This window comes from Polaribacter irgensii 23-P, from assembly GCF_000153225.1.
Lineage (GTDB): Bacteria > Bacteroidota > Bacteroidia > Flavobacteriales > Flavobacteriaceae > Polaribacter > Polaribacter irgensii.
In genome coordinates this window covers 80277-101652 of record NZ_CH724148.1, presented here as the reverse complement: position 1 = coordinate 101652, position 21376 = coordinate 80277, and the positions used below count along the sequence as shown (strand labels likewise).

Below are 21376 nucleotides of genomic sequence, written 5' to 3'. Positions count from 1 at the left end.
CCTTTTTTAGTATTAAAATCGCAATAATTAGCTTTTATTTTGCAAGATTAATATTCTGGTAGAAGTTCTTCTAAATGTTATTAAATTCGCTACCTTAGCATCCTTTAGTTTACACGATAAAAACACAATAAATGTCAGATATAGCAAAATTACAAATTGGAGAAAATACCTATGAATTTCCACTAATAAAAGGAACAGAAAATGAGCTTGCCATAGATATCAAGTCTTTAAGAGCGGTCACAAATGGTGTAATTACTATTGATGCTGGTTTTAAAAATACAGGCTCTTGTGAAAGTGCGATTACTTTTCTAGATGGTGAAAAAGGGATTTTAAGATATCGAGGTTTTGCGATTGAAGAGTTGGCTGAAAAAGCAGGTTTTTTAGAAGTTGCTTATGCTTTAATTTTTGGAGAGTTGCCTACAAAGGAGCAGCTTGAGAAATTTCATACAGATATAAAATCAAAGTCTGTAGTAGACGACGATGTAAGAAAAATTTTAGAGGCTTTTCCAAAGTCCGCACATCCTATGGGAATTTTATCATCTTTGACCAGTGCACTGACTGCTTTTAATCCATCTTCAGTAAATGTAGATTCAGAAGAAGAGATGTACAATGCTATTGTGAAAATATTAGGTAAATTCCCAGTATTAGTAGCTTGGACTATGCGTAAAAAATCAGGCTTGCCTTTAAATTACGGTTCAAGGTCTTTAGGGTATGTAGAAAATGTTATGAAAATGATGTTTGAAGAGCCGAATGAAGAATACATTATAAATCCAATTATAAAAGATGCATTAGATAAGCTTTTAATTTTACATGCAGATCATGAGCAAAATTGTTCTACTTCAACTGTGAGGATTGCAGGATCTTCTCATGCAGGTTTATTTGCTTCTTTATCCGCAGGGATTTCAGCTCTTTGGGGTCCTTTACACGGTGGAGCGAATCAAGCTGTTTTAGAAATGCTAGAGGCTATAAAAGCAGATGGTGGGGATACAAAGAAATACATGGCAAAGGCGAAAGATAAAAACGATCCTTTTCGTTTGATGGGTTTTGGTCACCGCGTTTATAAAAACTTCGATCCAAGAGCTACTATCATAAAAAAGGCAGCTGATGAGGTATTAAAAGATCTCGGTGTAGAAGATCCTATCTTGGAGATTGCAAGAGGGTTAGAGCAAGAAGCTTTGAATGATCCTTATTTTGTAGAGCGTAAACTGTATCCAAATGTAGATTTCTACTCTGGAATTATATACAGAGCTATGGGGATACCTGTAGAGATGTTTACCGTAATGTTCGCACTAGGACGCTTGCCGGGCTGGATTGCTCAGTGGAAGGAGATGCGTTTAAATAAAGAACCTATAGGAAGACCTCGTCAGATTTATATAGGAGAAAACTTAAGACCTTTTAAGTCAATAGAAAATCGATAATTTAAAAGAGTATATTCACCCAAATAAAAAGCTTCATAACTCTATGAAGCTTTTTTTATCCTTTATTAGATGTTAGCACTCAATATTAAGAACGAAACTTCCAGGTTAAGAGCCGTTGTTTTAGGAATTGCAAAAAGTAACGGGGGAATTCCCAAAGTCGCAGATTGTTACGATCCGAAAAGCATACAGCACGTCCTGGCTGGTACCTATCCAGAGGAGTCTGCAATGATTGTGGAAATGGAAGCAGTAGCAGTAATTCTTAAAAAGTACGATGTACAAGTTTTTAGACCAAATATTATTGAAAATTACAATCAAATTTTTTCGAGAGACATTGCTTTCGTTATTCAAGATAAATTTGTCAAGGCAAATATTTTACCGGATAGAGATCAAGAAATTGAAGCGATACATTCTGTAATTTCTAAAATTAATCCAGCAAATATTATTAAACTACCAGAAGAATGTCATGTAGAAGGAGGCGATGTTATGCCTTGGAATGAATATATATTTGTAGGGACTTATTCGGGTGAAGATTATGCAGAATATATTACAGCGCGTACAAATGTAGCTGCGGTTCAAGCTATAACGGCACTGTTTCCAGAAAGAATTGTAAAATCCTTTGAGTTAAGAAAGCACAATACAATAGCAACAGAGAATGCACTGCACTTAGATTGTTGTTTTCAGCCTATAGGAAGAGATAAAGCGATACTCCATAAAAACGGATTTTTAGTTGAAAAGGAGTATGAGTGGTTGTTAAACTATTTTGGAAAGGACAATGTTTTTGAAATTGATAAAGAAGAGATGTTTAGTATGAATAGTAATATTTTTTCTATTTCTGAGGAGGTAATTATATCAGAAAAGAAGTTCACTCGTCTTAATACTTGGTTGCGTGGAAACGGATTTATTGTTGAAGAGGTTGCCTATGCGGAAATTGCAAAACAAGAAGGTTTGTTGCGGTGCTCTACCATGCCCTTAGTGCGAGATTAAATGATGTTTTTTTAGTAGGGTAAAGTGGTAGTTAGTTGTTTTAAGAGTAGTATCGTTAAAATTATATTACGAACTCTTAAAATAGAAATCATGAACATAACAAGACAATTATTAACTACACTTTTAGTAATCACTATTAGTTTTTCTTACGGCCAAGGTCAAGAAAAAGATACGATTGTGGGAAAAGAAGACTACTACAATAAAAGAGCAAAGGAAGATGCCAAATTTGAGCAGGAGTTTACCGCAAAATCAAAATCTGAAGACAAAAAGTTTTGGAAAGAACAAAAGCAATACGAAAAAGAATTAAAGAAAAGAGATGCGATTGCTCATAAAGCTTATATGAAAGGCAAAAGAGACGCGTATGCAGAGCACTCAGATCATTGCAATAGTTATTGCAATCATGGATACTATTACCGGTACCATGTAAACTATTATTATCACAACAATTATCAATACCAAAGATCGTATCATAGGACACCTAATCAGACACGTGTGCAGGTTAGAATTCCAAGCATAGGTTTGAGTATTTTTTAACAGATAGCTTTAAAAAACCGTTTCCAAAAAAGGAAGCGGTTTTTTGATAAAAAGAGGGCGCAGTCATAATATGTGTCTATCTTTGTGGTCAAATTTAAAAAGATGCAGCAAACCACAAATGCCATACTCATGATTCGTCCTATTAATTTTAGGATGAATGAACAGACAGCCGTAAATAATTATTTTCAAGAAAATATTGATTTACAAAATGCTGAAATCACTAGAAAAGCACAAGAGGAATTTGATCGCTATGTTTTTAAATTGAAAAGCTTTGGTGTAGCGGTATTGGTAATTTCTGATACAGATACATTTGATACGCCAGATTCGATTTTTCCCAACAATTGGATTTCTTTTCATGCAGACGGTACTGTTGGTCTGTACCCAATGTTTGCAGAAAACAGACGTTTAGAAAGAAGAGATGACATCCTTACAGAAATAGAAGAAAAAGGGTTCTTGATAGAGAATGTTGTAGATTATACTGCCGCTGAATTTGAAGATATTTTTTTAGAGGGTACTGGAAGTATCATTTTAGATCGGGTTAATAAAAAAGCATATTGTGCTTTATCTGTTCGTGCAGATGAAAATTTGTTTATTGAATTCTGCGAGGATTTTGAGTATACACCCGTAATTTTCATTGCAAATCAAACCGTAAAAGGGAAAAGAGAGGCAATTTACCATACTAATGTAATGATGTGTGTTGCAGAGACATTCGCTGTAATATGTTTAGCAACTATAGATGATAAGTCTGAAAGAAAAAATGTATTAAAACACTTAAAAGAAGATGGGAAACAAATAATTGAAATTACAGAACTTCAAATGCACAACTTCGCAGGAAACATGCTTCAGGTTCGTGGTGCAAATGATGAATTGTTTTTAGTTATGAGCTCAGCTGCTCACGCGGCATTAACGCAAAGTCAAATCGCTAAAATTAACAACCATTGCAAAATTATTTCTAGCTCACTAGAAACGATAGAAGCTTGTGGTGGTGGAAGTGCACGATGTATGATGGCCGAGGTATTCTTACCAAAAAGATAAATTGTTTTGATAAAAAAGAACCAGCTCAAAACGGTGTAATTATATAGAAAGTTTTAATTTAGGTAGGCATGTGTTACTTTCTTTTTGGATTTTTCATCGCTACTGCATCCTCCCTCTTTGTAGAGGATGCCATTTTGAAAATGCAAAAAGTATCTGTAGAAATAAGTTCCTTATAATAATTTTATTTTTCTAAGACTTCTTCAATTACTGCTCCGGATGTTCCGTTAGGAGCTTCAATCCTTAACAAATTAGAGATGGTGGGTGCAATGTCTATAATGTCGTATTTTTTTGAAGAGCGGCCTTTTTTTATGCCATTTCCGTAAAAAATAACAGGTACATGGGTGTCGTAAGAATATCCAGAACCATGGCTAGTTCCCCTTTTGCCCCCTGTTAAAGTAGCAGGGTAGGGAACTATTAAAACATCTCCAGAGAACTTTTGATTGTAACCATTCTGAAGCGCATTCATAATACCACTTGTAAAGTGTGTGGTTTGCAAAGTTTTAGCAGTTACAGCTTTGTAAACATTGTCAAAATTCATAACTTCATCTGCTAATTTTTGAGCAACTGTATTTTGATCCAGTCCTAAAGATTCAATTTTTTCTTTGTCTAAGAAGATTTGATAATTAGAAATATTCGCTACCAGATCTTTCGATTTAAAATACTTCTGAGTAATGTTTGTAATATAATTTTCAAGTTTATTGTTGTCTATATAATGTGCTGGGATTTTTAAAGACTGCAAATAAGAGGGAACGTGCACAGCAGCGTGGTCTGCCGTTAAAAATAAGGTATACTTTCCCTTGCCAACTTCAGCATCTAAGAAACTAAACAAATCCGCTAAATCTTGGTCTAAGCGCAGGTAGCTGTCTTCGGTTTCCACAGCTGCAACTCCATATTTATGGCCAATATAATCCGTTGAGGAGAAACTGATCGTTAAAAAATCTGTGAATTCGGATTTCCCTAAATTCTCGCCTTTGATTACTGCTTTTGCAAAATCTACAGTAAAGGTGTTTCCTGCGGGCACTGTTTTTATTAAATCAAAATTTCCGTTATTTTTTCTTAATTTTTTTAAATCTTTTGGAAACGTAGGTTTTTCTTGTCCCTTTAGATTTCTTTCAAAGACGTTGTTGTCAGACCTGCTTTGGGTATATGTTTTGATATCATATAAGGTATTCCAGGTATCGTTTAAATACGAGTTGGCTTTATTTTTGGTATTAAATTCTTGAACCCACTTGGGTAGTTTCTGCATGTAATAAGAGCTGGTAATCCACTGGTTTTTATCTCCTGCATCATACCAATATGCGGCATTCGCAGTATGTCCAACCGGTAATATCGCAGCCCGGTCTTTTATCGAAATTCCAATGGTTTTCCCGCGCATGTTCTGAGCTAAATGAAGTTCATCTGAAATGGTTGTAGTGAGCATTTTTTTTGGCGATTTTGCTCCAACAGTGCCATTATTTCCAACAGTTTTATAGGAAGTATCGTCAACACAATAAATATTTTGTTTTGAATATTTATCATACCAATAATTTGAAATTATTCCATGGTTGCTTGGTGTTGTACCCGTGAAAATTGAAGTGTGACCTACTGCCGTGTAAGTTGGGATATAATTATAATGCGCATTTTCTAACGAAAACCCATCTTCCAAAATCCTATTAAAACCATTTTCACTATACCGCTCTGAGAAACGTGTTAAATAATCATACCGCATTTGATCTATGACGATACCAATCACTAAAGTTGGTTTTTGAGCGATTTTTTTCTTGTTTGTGCAGTTTGAAAAGAATAGTACAGTGGTCAAAAAGTAAAAAATAATATTTTTCATTTTGGAAGCTTAAATTTTTATTTCAAAAGTAATTATTTTTTATTTTGATGTGGTATAATTAACAATCAATTAATGATATTTTAATACTTTAGCCTAAAATTTGGTAAGATGACGTATTTGGAACATGTTGGTAAATATTTTATGATGTTGAGATTGGTTTTTAAGAGGCCGCAAAAATTTCATATTTTCTACACTGCCTTGATGAAAGAGATCGAAGATTTAGGACTTAAGTCCATCGGAATCATTATGTTTATTTCCTTTTTTATTGGCGGGGTAATTGCATTGCAGACAGCATTGAATTTAGACAGCCCCTTTATTCCAGATTCTTTAATCGGTTTTGCTGCTAAAAGATCTATTATTTTAGAATTTGCACCCACTTTTTGTTGTATTATTTTAGCCGGTAAAGTGGGGTCGTATATCACCTCGAGTATCGGAGCTATGAGGGTGACAGAGCAAATAGATGCTTTAGAAGTAATGGGCATAAATGCCTTAAATTTTTTGGTATTGCCAAAAATCTTAGCAGCGTTATTCTTTTATCCATTTTTAATAATTTTAGCAATGGTTTTGGGAATTTTTGGAGGTTGGTTAGCAGGGGTTGCATCGGGCTTATTTTCTGGAGTGGATTATATTATAGGAATCCAAACAGAGTTTAACTCTTTTCTTATAGTGTACGCAATGATTAAAACATTGGTATTTTCATTCATAATAGCAACGGTACCGGCATATCACGGATATTATGTAAAAGGTGGGTCAATTGCGGTGGGTAGAGCAAGCACACAGGCTGTAGTTTGGACGACTATTTTAATTGTAATATCTAATTATATTTTAACACAACTGTTATTAACTTAAACGCATGATAGAGGTTCACAATTTATATAAAGGTTTTAATGGAGTAGAAGTTCTCAAAGGAATTTCAACTACGTTTTTACCTGGAAAAACAAATTTAATTATTGGACAAAGTGGTTCCGGAAAAACAGTTTTTTTAAAATCACTTATTGGCTTGCACATTCCAGAGCAAGGAACCGTTTCTTTTGATGGAAGAATAAATACAGAATTCTCTCAAAAACAAAAAATGCAATGGCGTCAGGAAATTGGTATGGTTTTTCAAGGAAGTGCGCTATTTGATTCACAGACAGTAGAAGAAAACGTAATGTTTCCATTAAAAATGTTTACGGATAAATCACAAGCAGAAATGTTAGACCGTGTAAACACTGTTTTAACTCGGGTAAATTTAGACAATTCAAATAAAAAATTACCTGCAGAGCTCTCTGGTGGTATGCAAAAAAGAGTTGCCATTGCAAGGGCTATTGTTATGAACCCTAAATATCTGTTCTGTGACGAACCAAATTCTGGTTTAGATCCTCAGACGGCAATTGTAATTGATAATTTAATTCAAGAAATTACAGACGAATATAAAATTACTACGGTAATTAATACGCATGACATGAATTCTGTAATTGAAATAGGAGAAAAAATTGTTTTTTTAAACAAAGGTATAAAAGCGTGGGAAGGTACTAGTGAAGATATATTTTCTACTGATAGTGAGGCGGTTGTCAGTTTTGTATATTCCTCTAATTTGTTGAAAAAAGTCAGACAAGTTTATTTAAACAAAACATTATAAAAATTTAAGTTGTTTTCTTTAAATAAGTCTTATATTTGCACCCGCTAAGGAAAAGAAAATGACCGGGTAGCTCAGTTGGTAGAGCATCTCCCTTTTAAGGAGAGGGTCCTGGGTTCGAGCCCCAGCCCGGTCACAATAGCAGTAAAAGAGTTTGTAGTTTTCTACAGACTCTTTTTGTTTTTATAGAGTTTTGCCTTTTCCGTTTTAGGCTTGGCGCTCCTTTTTTTAAGGAATTTAAAACAACATTCTTTTATCAATTTATACGCATGTTGATGATACTTTTTTTATTTAACATATTTTTGACACTACAGTTTCATTTTAATAAATATTTTAGATTGAAATTTAAAAGATAATGAGTAGAATTTGTGTAATTACCATTTTAATTTTTTTTATGAGTGATGTGAACCAACTTATTTTTGACTTTAACATAAATTCAGACATCTCAGATTGGAGTGTTGTCGATGATGGTGTGATGGGAGGCAGGTCCTCTGGAAATTTTAACATGAGTCCCGAGGGATTTGGAGTCTTTCAGGGCAGCGTATCTTTAGAAAATAATGGAGGCTTTTCTTCCCTGAGATATGGGTTTCCTAAAATGAAATTAAAAGACTTTTCGGAAGTTGTCCTGATCGTCAAAGGAGATGGTAAAAAATTTCAGTTTAGAATTAAAGATCAGAGATCTAATTATCATTCATACATTGCTGTTTTTGAAACAAATGGTGCCTGGCAAACGATCAGAATTAAACTTTCAGAGATGTATCCCGCATTTAGAGGAAGAACACTTACCATCGGAAATTTTTCATCTAAAAATATGGAAGAAATTGCATTTTTAATTGGGAATAAAAAAGAGGAGAATTTTAAACTAGAAATAGATAAAATTTATCTGCACTAAACAGATATTTAATTTCAAATCAGTTTTTTTCGTATATTTCCCAGCGTATAAAGATCTTTTGAAAGATGCAAGAAGAAATTAAAAAAGAGAAAGCGATAGATGTAAGTGAGGCCTCTAAGCAAAACATTAAAAAGGAGGCAAAGGGCCTGTTTGAGAGTATAAAAAAGTTTCTAATAGCGCTTTTTGATTTTAGAGCAGATACAGATCACGAAGCGACAATAGCGGCTATTAAGGCAGACATTCCATTTAAAGGAGCAACTGCATGGATTTTGTTGTTTGCAGTCTTTGTGGCGTCTATAGGACTCAATGCGAATTCGACTGCGGTAGTTATTGGTGCGATGCTAATATCTCCCTTAATGGGGCCAATTTTAGGGCTAGGGATGTCTTTCGCGTTGAATGATATCGACACTTTTAAAAAGTCTTTGCTGAACTTAGGCATTATGATAGGACTGAGTTTGTTTGCTTCTTTTTTATTCTTTTATATATTTCCTTTAAGTGAAGATAATTCAGAATTATTAGGACGGGTTAGTCCAGATATTAGAGATGTGTTAATTGCATTTTTTGGAGGTTTGGCCTTAATGGTTGCGAGAACTAAAAAGGGAACAGTTGCTTCCGTAATTTTTGGTGTGGCTATTGCAACTGCTTTAATGCCTCCTTTGTGCACCGCTGGTTATGGTTTGGCAAAAGGAAATTTCACCTATTTTCTCGGGGCAATGTATCTATTTATTATCAACACAATCTTCATTGCATTGGCAACTTTTTTGGTTTTAAAATTACTCAACTTTCCAATGCATAAGTATGCAAATGCGGCGAAGAGAAAAAGATATTCTACCATTGCTACCGTTATTGGTTTGGCTGTTATGATTCCTGCAATTTTTACTTTTATTACAGCGTTTCAAAAGAACCAAATGAATACACAGATCAATTCTTTTATTACAAATGAGATTAAAATAAATAAATTTTTACAATTAATTGACTGGGATAAGGATATCGAAAAGAAAGAGATTTATTTAAATTTTTTTAATGAGATAAACGAAGCGACGGAGAATGATCTTCTTAATGAATTAGCAAACGTTAACACGTACCCGAACTTGGCTGATTTTAAATTAAAAATAAAAGGAAGTGATACCAAGAGTTTCGAACTTATTACGACAGCATATACTGAAAAACGAGAGGAACTTCAAGAAAGTAAAAATATCATCGCAGGATTGCAAAAACAACTTACAGACTTACAGGAAACTATTTTTATGTTAAATAATAGAATTGAGCAGGATGCTTTGTATAAAAATAAGAAAGTGATTGCGTTTAGTAGAATTGCCAAAGATGCAAAAATAAGATATTCGGATATTGAGGAAATAGGTTTTGCAAATGTATTGTCTTCTAAAGACTTTATTAAAATTGATACGATTCCAGTGGCTACAATTAAGTGGAATCTAAAACTATCAGATAGTATGATTAGAGCGAAAGAGTCTGCGTTAAGAAATTGGCTTCAAAAAGAGATGCAGTTAGATACTCTTTTTATGAGAAGAGATTAAATTAAAAAGCTTCTGAAAAGAAGCTTTTTAATTTAATCTAGGAGTATTCTCTTTGATAAGAAGCCACTTCAACATTTTGATGAAAGAGGTATGCTTTTTTATTTGCGAGATTTAAACATTCGTAACGCGTTCTCCTTTTAGCACCTCTTTGGTAAATAATATCTTTGAAAATAAAAAGACTGCCTTGGGGAATTGCAAATATAAAATTCTTCCCAGCTGCTGCTATGTTTCCTTTGAGAGCTAACGAGAGTTTTACGTCAGAATCGGTACTGGCCTTTGGGTTTTTTAAGTAATTTGCCAAATAAGGTAAGATTTCCATTGGGTACATTTCTGGATTTAAAAAAGGCAGCATTAAATGTTGAAAAACAGTTTTCCATTCTTTTCCATGTGGTTTTGCTTTTCCGAATTTTTGATGGGTAACATGGTGTGCGATCTCGTGAATTAAAGTTAATAAAAATTGATGCTTATTGAGGTTGTTGTTCACTGTTATTTGAAACTTCCCATTTGGCAAACTCCTAAAGTCACCGTGTTTGGTTTCTCTTTGATGTACTATTTTCAATGTAAAATTGTGTTCATTAATCAGAAATTCCACGAATGGAATTGCTTTCAAAGGAACGAAATCTTGATATTTTGAATTCAATTTACAGTGGAGCGTTTATGGCGTTGAAGAAGAAACTTGTAGGACTTTTCCGTTGTAAAATTTGTGCCCTGTTAAAGAGAACTCGTAAATATAATTTGCCATCTCCGCGGCAGAAAGGGGTGCTTCATATCCAGGAAATGCTTCTGCTAACATTTCTGTTTGTACTGCTCCAATAGCCAGAACGTTAAAAGCAATTTGCTGCTCTTTGTACTCTTCCGCTAATACTTCCGACAAGGTAATTACGGCACCCTTTGCTGAAGAATACGCTGCTAATCCTGGAAATTTCATACTTCCCTGAATTCCTCCCATAGAGCTAATAGTGACCACATGACTTCCTTTCTGTAAATAAGGTATCATCAATTTTGTGATTTCCGCAACGGCAAAAACATTGACCTTATACACTTCTAGAAAATCGTCTGAAGAGATTTCTGTGAAAGGTTTATTTATTAATTTGCCAGCGTTATTAATTAAAATATCTACTTTCCCCCACGTGTTTTTTATAAAATCAGAAATTTTAAGAACTGCTTCAGGGTTTGAAATATCTAGAGATAAAATGGTAATATTTTTATGATTTACAGCTGTTAAAGGGGCTGAATTCCTAGAAATAGCCAAAACTTGGTGCCCGCTTTCTGCGTATTGCTTGGCAAGATCAAATCCGATACCTCTGCTGGTACCCGTGATAATTACATTTTTCATTTTTTATTTTTAGTACCTGCAAATTAGGTATTTTTTCATACATTTAACTGAAAACGAAATAGAAATGAAGAAATTACTTTTGCTTTTTATAGCCATCTTTTTAGTACAGAATATAACAGCACAGACCACGTATATTTTGTGCGGAAAAATTATCAATACGGAATCTGGAGAAATAGAATCAAATAAAACCATCATTGTAAAAGAGAATAAAATATTTAAAGTAAGGAGCGGTTATTTAGCGCCTAAAAGTACCACGGATATTGTGATCGATTTAAAAGATAAAGTAGTCATGCCCGGTTTAATTGATTTTCATGTGCATATTGAACAAGAATTTGATAAGGACACCCGGTTGAATTCATACATTCTAAATGAGGCAGATATCGCATTTAATGCTGTGGGATTTGCAAAGACAACCTTGTTAAGCGGTTTCACAACAGTAAGAGATTTAGGAGGAACGGGAGTGAATATTTCCATTAGAAATGCAATAAACGCGGGTAAAATTCCTGGACCAAGAGTTTTTACGGCAGGCAAAGCGTTGGCAACTACTGGAGGGCATGCAGATCCAACAAATGGTAGTAGCAGTTCTTACTTGGGAAATCCAGGACCTAAAGAAGGGGTTGTAAATTCTGAGGAGGATGCAAAAAAAGCAGTACGACAGCGGTATAAAAATGGAGCTGATTGGATTAAAATTACGGCAACTGGTGGGGTGTTGAGCGTTGCAAAGTCTGGTGACAATCCACAATTTACAATTGAAGAGGTAAAAGCAATTTGCAGTACAGCGAAAGATTATGGAATGTATGTTGCGGCTCACGCACATGGTGATGAAGGAATGCAAAGGGCAATTATTGGAGGTGTAAAAACAATAGAACACGGCACGTATATGAGTGATGAAACGATGGCGTTGATGTTACAATATGATGCCTACCTAGTACCAACAATTACTGCGGGTAAGGAGGTTGAAGAGAAAGCGAAGATTGTAGGTTTTTATCCAGATATTGTTGTACCAAAAGCATTGGCTGTTGGTCCGCAGATTCAAGGAACCTTCGCAAAGGCGTATAAGAAAGGAGTAGGGATTGCATTTGGAACGGACGCAGGCGTATTTAAGCATGGTCAAAACGGAAAAGAGTTTGGTTTTATGGTGGAAGCTGGTATGCCAGCGATAGAGACTTTGCAGTCTGCAACAATTACAAACGCAATGTTGTTAAAAATGGACAATCAAATAGGGCAAATTAAGGAAGGGTTTTATGCAGATATTATTGCAGTGGATGAAAACCCCTTGCAACATATCGATGCGATGGAAAAAGTTGTTTTTGTAATGAAGAATGGCGTAGTTTATAAAAAATAAACTAAGGGTAGCGGAGGTTTTTAAAGTAGATAAAATAGGCCAATACAGCAACCACACTATTTAAATGTGATGTGTTGATACGCACCAATATCGGGAAGAGTCGTTCTGTCAACTCCAAGAATATCAAGAGTAAAAGATGTGGGTATTGCTTTATTTATAGCCTGACTTTTTTCACCGATCATAAAATCACTTTCTTGCGTATTTTTAAAGTTAGAATTGCCATTTAAAATAAAGTCAGTGTAATTTGTATTATTTTCAAAATCTATTTCAGTTACATTTTCAAATGAATTATTGGTGTCATTGAATTTAATCATACAATTTTTAATAGAGTAATTAAACAGACCAGCCGCCGCTGCTCGGTCAATAATAAATTCGATATTATTGTTTCCATCAAAAATGCAGTTGGTAAAATTAGCGGCTTTCAAATCTCTAGTTTCTGTAATTTCTTGCCCTCCTTCATTGTTGTAAACAGCGAAATTATTTATTAAAACTGCAGGTAATTGGCGAATTCCATTGTTCCAATAATTTGCAAAAGTACTGTGTGTAAAATTATAGGTTCCACCCATGGTTACTGCTAAAGATGCCTGTCCAGCAGCACCAATAACCACATTGTGTCCATCGATACTTGTTTCCCTTGCCAAAATACCAAAATTAAAGTGATTGTAAATTTCGGTATTTTGAATGTTTAATGTTGGAGCAGTGCTAGCACTGATACTGTCTATTAGAATTCCTATAATTCCGTTTTTAATTTGTGCATGATTGATTGTATTGTCTTTACTTCCAGCACGCATCCAAATGGTGCCCCATTGGCCAGGTGTTTTACGAAATCTGTTTTGTAACCTGTCTCCTTCAAAAATCACTTTTTCAGCAGGCGTCCCGTTTACTTTTAAACTTCCTTTTTTGTCTACAATTAAACCGGAATTATCGTGAAAATAAATTCGGGCACCCTCCGTTATTGTCAGGGTCTTATTTGCAGGGATGGCTGCATATCCATAGATCACCGTAGGCTTTTCTTTCGTAAAAATAAGTTCAGAGTCTTTGAGAAAACGGCCTTTAATTGTTGTTGCTTGTCCATCTAAACTTAAACTGTCAATACGCATAGAAACAGCATCTTTTCCTGGATAAATGAAATTTGCATCTTTAATTAAAGTGATTAGATCAATATTTTGTTGATGCTCACCATTATCAAATAAGATTTTGTCTGTGTATAACAGCGCGCGTTTCTTGGTATTATTAACTGTGGTTTCTATAAATATGTAAATGCTGTCTTTCGCAAGAATATCAATATCGTTAAATTCTTTTCCTGGAATTCCGTCAACACTCAACCTATAGAGAGAAGACTTTCCCTTTTTTAGCTGTATTCGAGGAATCGTAATTGCATTATTTCCCCTATTATAAACCTTTAAGCTATACGTAGCAGAGCCAATATTTTTAAAAATAGTATCTAAAAAAACAGTGTCTTTTGAAAATTCTAGATTCCCAGAATTTGGTACTGTAGAAAAATCTTTCCGACAAGAACTTGCGCTAATAAGAACAACGCAACTAATAAAAAAAACAAAGTTTCGCATAGATTTTTTGATGTATTTACAATAAATCTAATTTAAGATCTAAGTCTAATAAGAACGGTGAAATATTTTAATTATTGTTTTATCAGTCTTATTTCAAACAGCTTACTCCACCGTTTGCCGGTTACAAACAATCTGTCATTTTTGGCATCATAAGCAATGCCGTTTAGCACTTCATCGTTGGGTACTAATTTTTGTGTTTTTGCCATTTCTTTTTCTAATCCCCTCAAATCGCCAAGTCCCATAACAATTCCGTTTTTTGGATTGATAATGGCAATGGTGTTTTTTTGATATTTGTTAGCGTAAATCTTTCCATTTACCAATTCGAGTTCATTGAGATAATTAACAGATCGGTCATTTGTATATACTTGGATAGCACTTTTCTCCCGCATGGTAATAGGGTCTAAGAACCAAATTTTATTAGATCCATCAGATTTTATCAATTCCGTTTCATTGTGTGTGATGCCCCAACCTTCACTACTCTGGTTATAAGGGAATTCTCCCTCTTTTTCAAAGCTTTCTAAGTTGTAAATAAATCCTTTTTTTCCTTCCCAAGTGAGCCAAATAATTTTGGCACCAACAATGGTCATTCCCTCACCAAAATATTTTTTGTTCAAAGATACTGTCTTTAACACTTCACCAGTTTCAATGGCTACCTTCCTCAAAGTGGATTCACCCCGCTGTCCTGTTGTTTCGTACAAAAAACCGTTGTGATATTCTAAACCCTGTGTATACGCACTGCTGTCATGTGGGTAGACGTTTATAATCTCATAAGTATAAATAATGGGTTTATTATTTGCAAAAATTTCTATAAAGCCAGTTTCTTTTTTTGTTTTTCCATCGAAAAAAGCAAGTGCAACGATTGCGTGTTTGCCCACTCCTAAAGTATCGGTCTGGATAAGTGCAGTTTTGCCTTCACTGCGGATTTCTTTTCCATTGAGATAAAACTTAACTTTATCAACAGGTTTATCGTTTTTTTCAATCAGCTGAATTCTAACGGTATCGTTTAACGAAACCTTTTTAGGTTTGTTTAAAGAAAAGTGATAGTTATTCGAACAAGAAACAACTAGAAGTAAAAGTAGTGCTAGGAAGGGTAAAATAGAATATTTCTTCATTATTTAGGTAGATTTCATTGTGGCAGTAGGTAAATATTCAAAAAAAAGACCAAATAAAACAACTTTTAGTAGTGAAAAGAAGCTTTAATTTCTTTTTTGTGGAAATAAAAACTATTTATTTATTTGTCAATTAAAAAATAAGGTTAAATTTGCAGACTCAAAATAGTTAAGAACAGCTATTTAGAATAGAGTAAAAATTTACCAATTTTACTTTTACAAACATAACATTAAAGTATTAAATATATAAAAAAATGAGAAAAGGAATTCATCCAGAAGATTATAGACTGATTGCTTTTAAAGACATGTCTAACGGAGACGTATTTTTAACGCGTTCTACTGCAGATACAAAAGAAACTTTAGAGGTTGAGGGTGTAGAGTATCCTTTAGTAAAGTTAGAGATCTCAAGAACATCTCACCCGTTTTACACTGGTAAATCAAAGCTTATCGATGCTGCAGGACGTATTGATAAATTTAAAAACAAATACGCAAAATTCAAAAAAGAGTAATCTTAGAATTTTAGAGAATATAAAAACTTTCACCTTTTTGGTGAAAGTTTTTTTTATGGAATTCATTTAGGTAAATTTTGTTTTGGTATCAGAGTCCCGAACGTTGCTCCAGCCACTACATTGTTTCAGGATCAATTACAAAGTCCATTCTTCTATTCTTTTCGTGCTGCTGTGCACTGCACATGGTTTTATTATCGCATTCGTTTACCAACAGAGCTTCTCCATATCCCTTTACTCTAACGATGCTGTCAGCATTGATTCTACTGAGTAGTAGATAAGTGTGCACGGAGCTTGCACGTCTTTTAGAAAGTTTTAAATTATAGTCTCTGTCACCTCTGGAATCAGTATGAGCCTCTGACTTAAATTTAACGGTAGGGTATATTTCTAAAAAATTAAGTGCGAATTTTGGTTGTGATATTGCTATTTGGGTAATCGTTGATTCATCAAAGTCAAAGAAGATTGTTGCGATGTTAATAACAACCTGTTCTTTTTGAATTTTTAATTCTTTCGTTATTTAAAAGTTTTAAGAAACAGTAGCAAAGCGAGGGTTTTTTGAAATGAAAAGGCTACCAGATACCGAAGCAAAGTCCTTTCTATAAGCTTTAAATACATAGTTTTGGTTCATGGTCAAGCTAGTATTGTAATTTCCTGTTTATTTCCTTAAAAAGCTTTTTACCATCTTGTTATTCAACGTATATACTGTTATTTTTACCTGCGGCAAGATTGAGTTATCCGAGCCTTTTTGTTTTGTAAAACAGTTATTTTCAGGTTGGTTTTTTTTTAAAAGAATAAATATCGTCACTTCCTTTCCCATCAGGTCTATTAGATGAAAAACAGCCTTTATTCGTTTCAATTTCTTGGTATGCAAAGTCATCTGAAGAAGAATTAATTGCTCCTTCTAAATGAGTTGGTGCGCTAAATTCATTTCTATTGACTTGTGAAGAATAGATGTCTAATCCTCCTTTTCTTGTAAATATGTCAGAGGAAAAATAAAGGGCACTATCTGTGGTGCTTCGAAACATTTCATTGGCAAAACCATTTACTTTATTCCCCAGATTTATGGGTATTGAAACAATGCATATTGCATGCGCTAATCCTTCATAAAACCTTACTGTTACAAACTTTCCATTGGCAGACCTACTATTTGGATTGTCGACGCAATTTCCCGAACTTAATTCGGACGTACTTGTTGCATATATTTTTTGTGAGTGGGGTTTTAATCTAGGTAGTGAATAAAAAAGATCGTAAAAATTAGCGTTTGTTCGTGCTTTTTTTTAGTTCTATAGCATTTTTTTCCTAATACTTCGATTGCGTCTAAGATTTAAAACTTGAAAGTGATGTAGGTTTAGAATCATGTATTTTCGTTCTGCAAGTTGAATTTATTTCTAGAGAATGTCAACAGGTATAAACACATGTCTTGACGCGAAGCCCGTGCTAATGAATACTCAGTTTGGATATTATGGTATTTCATATTTTTTTTACACGAGGAAGTAGACAGCGCATATTTCTTTTAAATTAGAAACTCGAAATTTAATTTGATGAAAAAAGTGTTTAGGTTTTCTTGATTTAGAAGAAAATAAGTGTAAAGTCAGCCAGTAATTATTAAGTTTTGACATGCTTTTTTATTTGACTGACAGGTTGGAGGTTTGTTTTCTTTGTGTTTAATTTCGTTTAAAAGCTTCTATAGTAACTGGTAGTTTGGTTTAGAGCCATTTTTTATATTTTTAATGTGTTCTTTTTTTGAGATATATATATTTATCTTAAATTTTAGGCTCTTTGGCTTGGTTTTCGCGGTAAAAGGTTGAAAGGTTAAATAAAAACAGCTGTTGTGTAAGAATTACGTAAAGCTTGTTTTTAAAAATTAAACAATAGAGTATGAGTCAAGTCAAAGAGAACAACACAGTAAAAGTAAATTATACAGGTAAGTTATCTGATGGACAGGTTTTTGACAGTTCTGAGGGAAAAGAACCAATAGAGTTTACTTTAGGACAAGGACGATTGATTCCTGGTTTTGAGAAAGGTTTAATTGACATGGAGTTAAACGAGAAGAAAACAATTACAATTCCGAAAGAAGAAGCATACGGAGATGTAAATAAGGACCTAATACAAGAAGTAAAAAAATCTGAACTTCCTCAAGAAATGGCTCCTGAAGTAGGAATGGGTCTTGTTTCTAAGTCTCCAGACGGACAAGAAATGAATCTTGTTGTGGTTGAGGTTCGAGAAGAAACAATTGTTATTGATGGGAATCATCCATTGGCAGGCAAAGAGCTTATTTTTGATTTGGAAGTATTAGAAATTAAAGATACAGAACTTATTAAGTAATTTTTTTCATTTACATAGCTTACAGCCTTTACTTTATGCAAAAGTAAAGGCTGTTTTTTTTAAAATGTAGGCATGTCTTAATTTCATTTATTAACAAGATGAAGGTTGCTACTGTTTACTTTCTGTCTAAAAAATCTTGGTAAGAATTCTGTGTAATCGCTTTTCCTAAAGAATCTAATTTGTGGGAAGCACTGCCATATGTTTCCATGGGTTTTTTACTCACATAATCAAACAAAAAGAGGCTATTTTTAGAAAGAGTGCCAAAACCTTTGTTAAAAATATAGTGCGCATATTGATGTTTTGAAGTATTAAAAATATTTTTACTGAATTTAAATGCTGTATTGTCTCCTTCTAACAGGTCTAACAATGTGTATGATACATCCACCTGACTCGAAATATTATCTATTTCAATACCAGTTTGATTCAATGCACCACCAAGCCACAACATTGGGATTTTAAACTTTTTTGGGGAATTGAAAGCGCCTTTGTGTGCTGGAGATCGATGGCCGTGGTCCGCTAATATAATTATCAATGTGTTTTTATACCAAGGTTGTTTTTTTGCATTTTTAATAAAATCACCGATCACTTTATCTGTATATGCATGTGCGCTCCTAAATTTATTTTCTTCGGTATCTTTCCCAAATTTATAATCTCCTGGGATCTCGTAGGGTTCGTGACTTGTTAAGGTTAGCGCTATTTTAAAGAAAGGTGTTTTTTGTTCTTTCGCTAAATCGTCAGAAAATCGTTTCATAAAGATGTGGTCATGTGCTCCCCATTTAGAGTTCCAATCTTTTTTGTCAAAGTCACTGCCATCGACAAAATCAGTGATTCCAGCATTGCGCAAATAAGTATTCATATTTCCGAAATTTAAGTCGCCGCCGTGGTAAAAGGAAGTTGCATAGCCCAAGTCAATCATTTTTTGAGGCAGCATTGGCAAACTTCTTGTTTTGTTGGGCATTTTCATAATGCTTTCAGAGGGTTGGGGATAATATCCACTTAGGATTGCAGGAATTCCTTTGTCTGTCCGGTCTCCGTTTGCGTAAAAGTTGGTAAATAAAACGCCTTCTTTAGAAAGGTTGTTGAGGTTTTCTGTAACTTCGGGTTCTCCACCCAAAGAACCGACAACTTTTGCGGTTAAGCTTTCCCAAATAATTAAAATTACGTTTGGTTTTTTGGTATTTAGGATGGCCTTTTGATTTGTTTTTATAAGGGCGTTTTTATTCTTGTTAATAATAGTTTTAGCGACTTCGTTTGTAAAATTAGTATAGGGGTTTTTACCATTAGACTTGTGGGTCAGTGCGTTGGAAAAGTTCCAGACAAAATTGAGGGCTGCATGATTTGCAAACATCTGATTTGAAAAATAAACATTGCTCTGGTTTACGGGAATGGTTTGCAGACCTCCTCTTATCGGCACCAATAAAAGTACAATAAGGAGTAAAAATAGAGGAGCTTGTTTCCAGTTTCCTTTGGTAATTTTTTCAATATTTTTAGTGATTATTTTTTTGAAGATTTTCATAAAAACAAAAGAAACGACAAACCAAAAAAGAAGACCAAAGGTCATTTGGGAGGCAGCAACGGATGCAAGCATTACTTCTGGAGTATTCAAATAGGTAAACAGCGTTGTGTCTAATCGAACTCCCCAGGATGCATACAAGCTGGCATCAATAATCAATAATAACGTTAGCGAAATTAAAAGAATATAGGAATACCATTTTATGAGATTTCCTATTTTTTTAGGATTGCGAAATAAAGAAAAAAGAATCAATAAAAAAGGCAGTATGCAGAGATATCCCGAAAACGAGGCATCTAAACGAGCGCCATATAAGAAAGTTTTTAAAGTGGTATTTATTGAAAGATTTTGAGTTTTTTCGAAGTAGAAAAGGAGAAAGAATAAACGTGCAAAAATAAAGTAACCGATCCATAAGCAGAAATAAGAAAGGCTAAAGACAAGTCTATTTTTAAGATTTTTCAAATTTTATTAGTTTGGGTCTTATTACTACTATTTTAGGCATTCAAAACGTATTGCCCGATTTTTGTAAAAGCCGACTAGTTTTCTGTTACTTTTAAACGTGCTTTTGCAGTTACAGAAACGTCAGCATATTCTTTGTTGAGATATTTTAAATAACCCGTAATAGCGATCATGGCAGCATTGTCAGTGGTATATTCAAATTTAGGAATATAGGTGAACCAGCCAAAATGTTTTTCGGCTAATTTTAATCGATTTCTAATTTCAGAATTGGCAGAAACACCTCCCGCAATGGCAATGTGTTTTATGTTTGTTTGTGTTACGGCATTTTTTAATTTATCCATTAAAATTTCGACAATTGTAAATTGTATGGAAGCACAAATATCATTCAAGTTTTCTTCAACAAAGTTCGCGTTTATTCTCTGCTGTTTTTGAATAAAATAAAGAATTCCTGTCTTTAAGCCACTAAAGCTAAAATCTAAATCGCCAACTTTAGGTTTTGTAAATGCAAAAGCTTTTGGGTTTCCCAATTTTGCGTATTTATCTATTAAGGGGCCACCGGGATACGGCAATCCTAAAATTTTTGCAGATTTATCAAAAGCTTCTCCTACAGCGTCATCTATGGTTTCTCCTAGAACTTCCATTTTGAAATGTTCTGTAACTTTTATAATTTGCGTATGCCCTCCGCTGATGGTAAGGCAGATGAAAGGAAAAGGGGGTGGGGTAGTCGCATCGTCTATGATGAAGTGTGCAAGAACATGTGCTTGCATGTGGTTGACGTCTATTAGAGGAATTTGTAAACCTAGTGCCAATGATTTTGCAAAAGAAGTACCTACTAATAAAGACCCCATTAGACCGGGTCCCCTTGTAAACGCAATGGCAGAAACTTTTTCTTTTGTTATTTTTGCCTGTTCTAATGCTTGTTGAACTACTGGCACTATGTTTTGCTGGTGGGCTCGGGAAGCTAATTCAGGCACTACGCCTCCATATTTAGCATGTACCTCTTGATTGGCAACAATATTACTCAGTACCTTTCCATCACAGATTACTGAGGCGCTTGTGTCATCACAAGAAGATTCGATACCTAAAATATAAATGGGTGTTTTCATGGTGCTTCTGAAATGGATTTCAGCGAAATTAAGTATAATTTTAGGGTGATTTTCCTTTTTTAAGAATAGAAATTTAAATCTTTGTTAAAATTGCACGTTCTTTGCTTAATTTGGCAATATTTTTGATTAAGTTTCTTTATATATTGTAAACATTACTAAAATTTTTAGGCATCCAAATCGTGGGGAGAAACATATTAAAATTCTTAGGGTATATCTTGCTCTTTCTGCTGTTGGTTAGTATTTTGCTTTCTACTTCCCTTGTGCAAACAAACTT

Annotated in this window: 20 protein-coding genes and 1 tRNA gene; 12 read left to right on the top strand and 9 right to left on the bottom strand. The window is 34.1% G+C overall.

Annotated features, from left to right (window positions below):
• The first annotated feature begins 131 nt into the window (after positions 1-131).
• From PI23P_RS00470 to ctlX, 4 genes are all read left to right on the top strand, one after another.
• Positions 132-1418: a citrate synthase gene (locus PI23P_RS00470; protein WP_004568712.1), complete on the top strand. Its 1287-nt coding sequence runs from the start codon at positions 132-134 to the stop codon at positions 1416-1418.
• A gap of 69 nt (positions 1419-1487) precedes the next feature.
• The gene (locus tag PI23P_RS00465; protein WP_004568711.1) at positions 1488-2402 is read left to right on the top strand and encodes a dimethylarginine dimethylaminohydrolase family protein; all 915 of its coding nucleotides are present in this window, start codon (positions 1488-1490) and stop codon (positions 2400-2402) included.
• Between the two features lie 90 nt (positions 2403-2492).
• On the top strand, positions 2493-2936 hold the full coding sequence (locus tag PI23P_RS00460) for a hypothetical protein (RefSeq protein ID WP_004568710.1): 444 nt from the start codon (positions 2493-2495) through the stop codon (positions 2934-2936).
• A gap of 102 nt (positions 2937-3038) precedes the next feature.
• On the top strand, positions 3039-3971 hold the full coding sequence (gene ctlX / locus PI23P_RS00455; RefSeq protein WP_004568709.1) for a citrulline utilization hydrolase CtlX: 933 nt from the start codon (positions 3039-3041) through the stop codon (positions 3969-3971).
• 181 nt (positions 3972-4152) lie between these two features.
• Here ctlX and pafA read toward each other — a convergent pair whose 3' ends face one another.
• Positions 4153-5793 carry an alkaline phosphatase PafA gene (gene pafA, locus PI23P_RS00450; protein WP_004568708.1) on the bottom strand — a complete coding sequence of 547 codons (1641 nt, stop codon included), beginning with the start codon at positions 5791-5793 and terminating at the stop codon, positions 4153-4155.
• A 108-nt stretch (positions 5794-5901) separates the two neighbouring features.
• On the opposite strand from pafA, the gene PI23P_RS00445 reads away from it, so the two are divergent.
• From PI23P_RS00445 to PI23P_RS00425, 5 genes are all read left to right on the top strand, one after another.
• Positions 5902-6642 (top strand): MlaE family ABC transporter permease, encoded by a 741-nt coding sequence (locus tag PI23P_RS00445; RefSeq protein ID WP_004568707.1) that lies wholly within the window; start codon positions 5902-5904, stop codon positions 6640-6642.
• A gap of 4 nt (positions 6643-6646) precedes the next feature.
• Positions 6647-7414 carry an ABC transporter ATP-binding protein gene (locus PI23P_RS00440; protein ID WP_004568706.1) on the top strand — a complete coding sequence of 256 codons (768 nt, stop codon included), beginning with the start codon at positions 6647-6649 and terminating at the stop codon, positions 7412-7414.
• Between the two features lie 60 nt (positions 7415-7474).
• Positions 7475-7547, top strand: a tRNA-Lys gene (locus PI23P_RS00435).
• A 219-nt stretch (positions 7548-7766) separates the two neighbouring features.
• Complete coding sequence (locus PI23P_RS00430) at positions 7767-8303, top strand: CIA30 family protein (protein WP_004568705.1); 537 nt, start codon at positions 7767-7769, stop codon at positions 8301-8303.
• A 65-nt stretch (positions 8304-8368) separates the two neighbouring features.
• Complete coding sequence (locus tag PI23P_RS00425; protein WP_004568704.1) at positions 8369-9838, top strand: DUF389 domain-containing protein; 1470 nt, start codon at positions 8369-8371, stop codon at positions 9836-9838.
• 37 nt (positions 9839-9875) lie between these two features.
• Here the strand turns inward: PI23P_RS00425 and PI23P_RS00420 are convergent, their stop codons facing one another.
• Positions 9876-10478 carry a SprT-like domain-containing protein gene (locus PI23P_RS00420; protein ID WP_004568703.1) on the bottom strand — a complete coding sequence of 201 codons (603 nt, stop codon included), beginning with the start codon at positions 10476-10478 and terminating at the stop codon, positions 9876-9878.
• A 15-nt stretch (positions 10479-10493) separates the two neighbouring features.
• Entirely contained in the window at positions 10494-11174 is a 681-nt protein-coding gene (locus PI23P_RS00415) for an SDR family NAD(P)-dependent oxidoreductase (RefSeq protein ID WP_004568702.1), read from the bottom strand.
• Between the two features lie 64 nt (positions 11175-11238).
• Here PI23P_RS00415 and PI23P_RS00410 point away from each other — a divergent pair, with 64 nt between their 5' ends.
• Entirely contained in the window at positions 11239-12519 is a 1281-nt protein-coding gene (locus PI23P_RS00410) for a metal-dependent hydrolase family protein (protein ID WP_004568701.1), read from the top strand.
• Between the two features lie 56 nt (positions 12520-12575).
• Here PI23P_RS00410 and PI23P_RS00405 read toward each other — a convergent pair whose 3' ends face one another.
• Positions 12576-14087 carry a hypothetical protein gene (locus PI23P_RS00405; RefSeq protein ID WP_004568700.1) on the bottom strand — a complete coding sequence of 504 codons (1512 nt, stop codon included), beginning with the start codon at positions 14085-14087 and terminating at the stop codon, positions 12576-12578.
• Positions 14088-14158: 71 nt separating this feature from the next.
• The gene (locus PI23P_RS00400) at positions 14159-15199 is read right to left on the bottom strand and encodes a glutaminyl-peptide cyclotransferase (RefSeq protein WP_004568699.1); all 1041 of its coding nucleotides are present in this window, start codon (positions 15197-15199) and stop codon (positions 14159-14161) included.
• A gap of 251 nt (positions 15200-15450) precedes the next feature.
• On the opposite strand from PI23P_RS00400, the gene PI23P_RS00395 reads away from it, so the two are divergent.
• Entirely contained in the window at positions 15451-15705 is a 255-nt protein-coding gene (locus PI23P_RS00395; RefSeq protein WP_004568698.1) for a type B 50S ribosomal protein L31, read from the top strand.
• A gap of 115 nt (positions 15706-15820) precedes the next feature.
• Here PI23P_RS00395 and PI23P_RS12285 read toward each other — a convergent pair whose 3' ends face one another.
• Positions 15821-16165: an OmpA family protein gene (locus PI23P_RS12285; RefSeq protein WP_302846528.1), complete on the bottom strand. Its 345-nt coding sequence runs from the start codon at positions 16163-16165 to the stop codon at positions 15821-15823.
• A 304-nt stretch (positions 16166-16469) separates the two neighbouring features.
• Entirely contained in the window at positions 16470-16727 is a 258-nt protein-coding gene (locus PI23P_RS00390; RefSeq protein WP_004568696.1) for a hypothetical protein, read from the bottom strand.
• Between the two features lie 853 nt (positions 16728-17580).
• Here PI23P_RS00390 and PI23P_RS00385 point away from each other — a divergent pair.
• Entirely contained in the window at positions 17581-18027 is a 447-nt protein-coding gene (locus PI23P_RS00385; protein WP_004568695.1) for an FKBP-type peptidyl-prolyl cis-trans isomerase, read from the top strand.
• A 115-nt stretch (positions 18028-18142) separates the two neighbouring features.
• Here the strand turns inward: PI23P_RS00385 and PI23P_RS00380 are convergent, their stop codons facing one another.
• Both PI23P_RS00380 and tsaD read right to left on the bottom strand, forming a co-directional pair.
• Positions 18143-19999 (bottom strand): LTA synthase family protein, encoded by a 1857-nt coding sequence (locus PI23P_RS00380; RefSeq protein WP_238299956.1) that lies wholly within the window; start codon positions 19997-19999, stop codon positions 18143-18145.
• Positions 20000-20073: 74 nt separating this feature from the next.
• Positions 20074-21102, bottom strand: a complete 1029-nt coding sequence (tsaD, locus tag PI23P_RS00375) for a tRNA (adenosine(37)-N6)-threonylcarbamoyltransferase complex transferase subunit TsaD (protein WP_004568692.1) — start codon at positions 21100-21102, stop codon at positions 20074-20076.
• Positions 21103-21376 lie beyond the last annotated feature (274 nt).

Excerpts from the sequence above, each read along its gene's own strand:
- PI23P_RS00445 (WP_004568707.1), top strand. The coding sequence starts at position 5,902 with ATGACGTATTTGGAACATGTTGGTAAATATTTTATGATGTTGAGATTG.
- ctlX (WP_004568709.1), top strand. The coding sequence starts at position 3,039 with ATGCAGCAAACCACAAATGCCATACTCATGATTCGTCCTATTAATTTT.
- PI23P_RS00395 (WP_004568698.1), top strand. The coding sequence starts at position 15,451 with ATGAGAAAAGGAATTCATCCAGAAGATTATAGACTGATTGCTTTTAAA.
- PI23P_RS00465 (WP_004568711.1), top strand. The coding sequence starts at position 1,488 with ATGTTAGCACTCAATATTAAGAACGAAACTTCCAGGTTAAGAGCCGTT.
- PI23P_RS00425 (WP_004568704.1), top strand. The coding sequence starts at position 8,369 with ATGCAAGAAGAAATTAAAAAAGAGAAAGCGATAGATGTAAGTGAGGCC.
- PI23P_RS00390 (WP_004568696.1), bottom strand. The coding sequence starts at position 16,727 with ATGTTTCGAAGCACCACAGATAGTGCCCTTTATTTTTCCTCTGACATA.
- PI23P_RS00430 (WP_004568705.1), top strand. The coding sequence starts at position 7,767 with ATGAGTAGAATTTGTGTAATTACCATTTTAATTTTTTTTATGAGTGAT.
- PI23P_RS00440 (WP_004568706.1), top strand. The coding sequence starts at position 6,647 with ATGATAGAGGTTCACAATTTATATAAAGGTTTTAATGGAGTAGAAGTT.
- PI23P_RS00405 (WP_004568700.1), bottom strand. The coding sequence starts at position 14,087 with ATGCGAAACTTTGTTTTTTTTATTAGTTGCGTTGTTCTTATTAGCGCA.
- PI23P_RS00415 (WP_004568702.1), bottom strand. The coding sequence starts at position 11,174 with ATGAAAAATGTAATTATCACGGGTACCAGCAGAGGTATCGGATTTGAT.
- PI23P_RS00460 (WP_004568710.1), top strand. The coding sequence starts at position 2,493 with ATGAACATAACAAGACAATTATTAACTACACTTTTAGTAATCACTATT.
- PI23P_RS00470 (WP_004568712.1), top strand. The coding sequence starts at position 132 with ATGTCAGATATAGCAAAATTACAAATTGGAGAAAATACCTATGAATTT.
- PI23P_RS00400 (WP_004568699.1), bottom strand. The coding sequence starts at position 15,199 with ATGAAGAAATATTCTATTTTACCCTTCCTAGCACTACTTTTACTTCTA.
- tsaD (WP_004568692.1), bottom strand. The coding sequence starts at position 21,102 with ATGAAAACACCCATTTATATTTTAGGTATCGAATCTTCTTGTGATGAC.
- PI23P_RS00410 (WP_004568701.1), top strand. The coding sequence starts at position 11,239 with ATGAAGAAATTACTTTTGCTTTTTATAGCCATCTTTTTAGTACAGAAT.
- PI23P_RS00385 (WP_004568695.1), top strand. The coding sequence starts at position 17,581 with ATGAGTCAAGTCAAAGAGAACAACACAGTAAAAGTAAATTATACAGGT.
- pafA (WP_004568708.1), bottom strand. The coding sequence starts at position 5,793 with ATGAAAAATATTATTTTTTACTTTTTGACCACTGTACTATTCTTTTCA.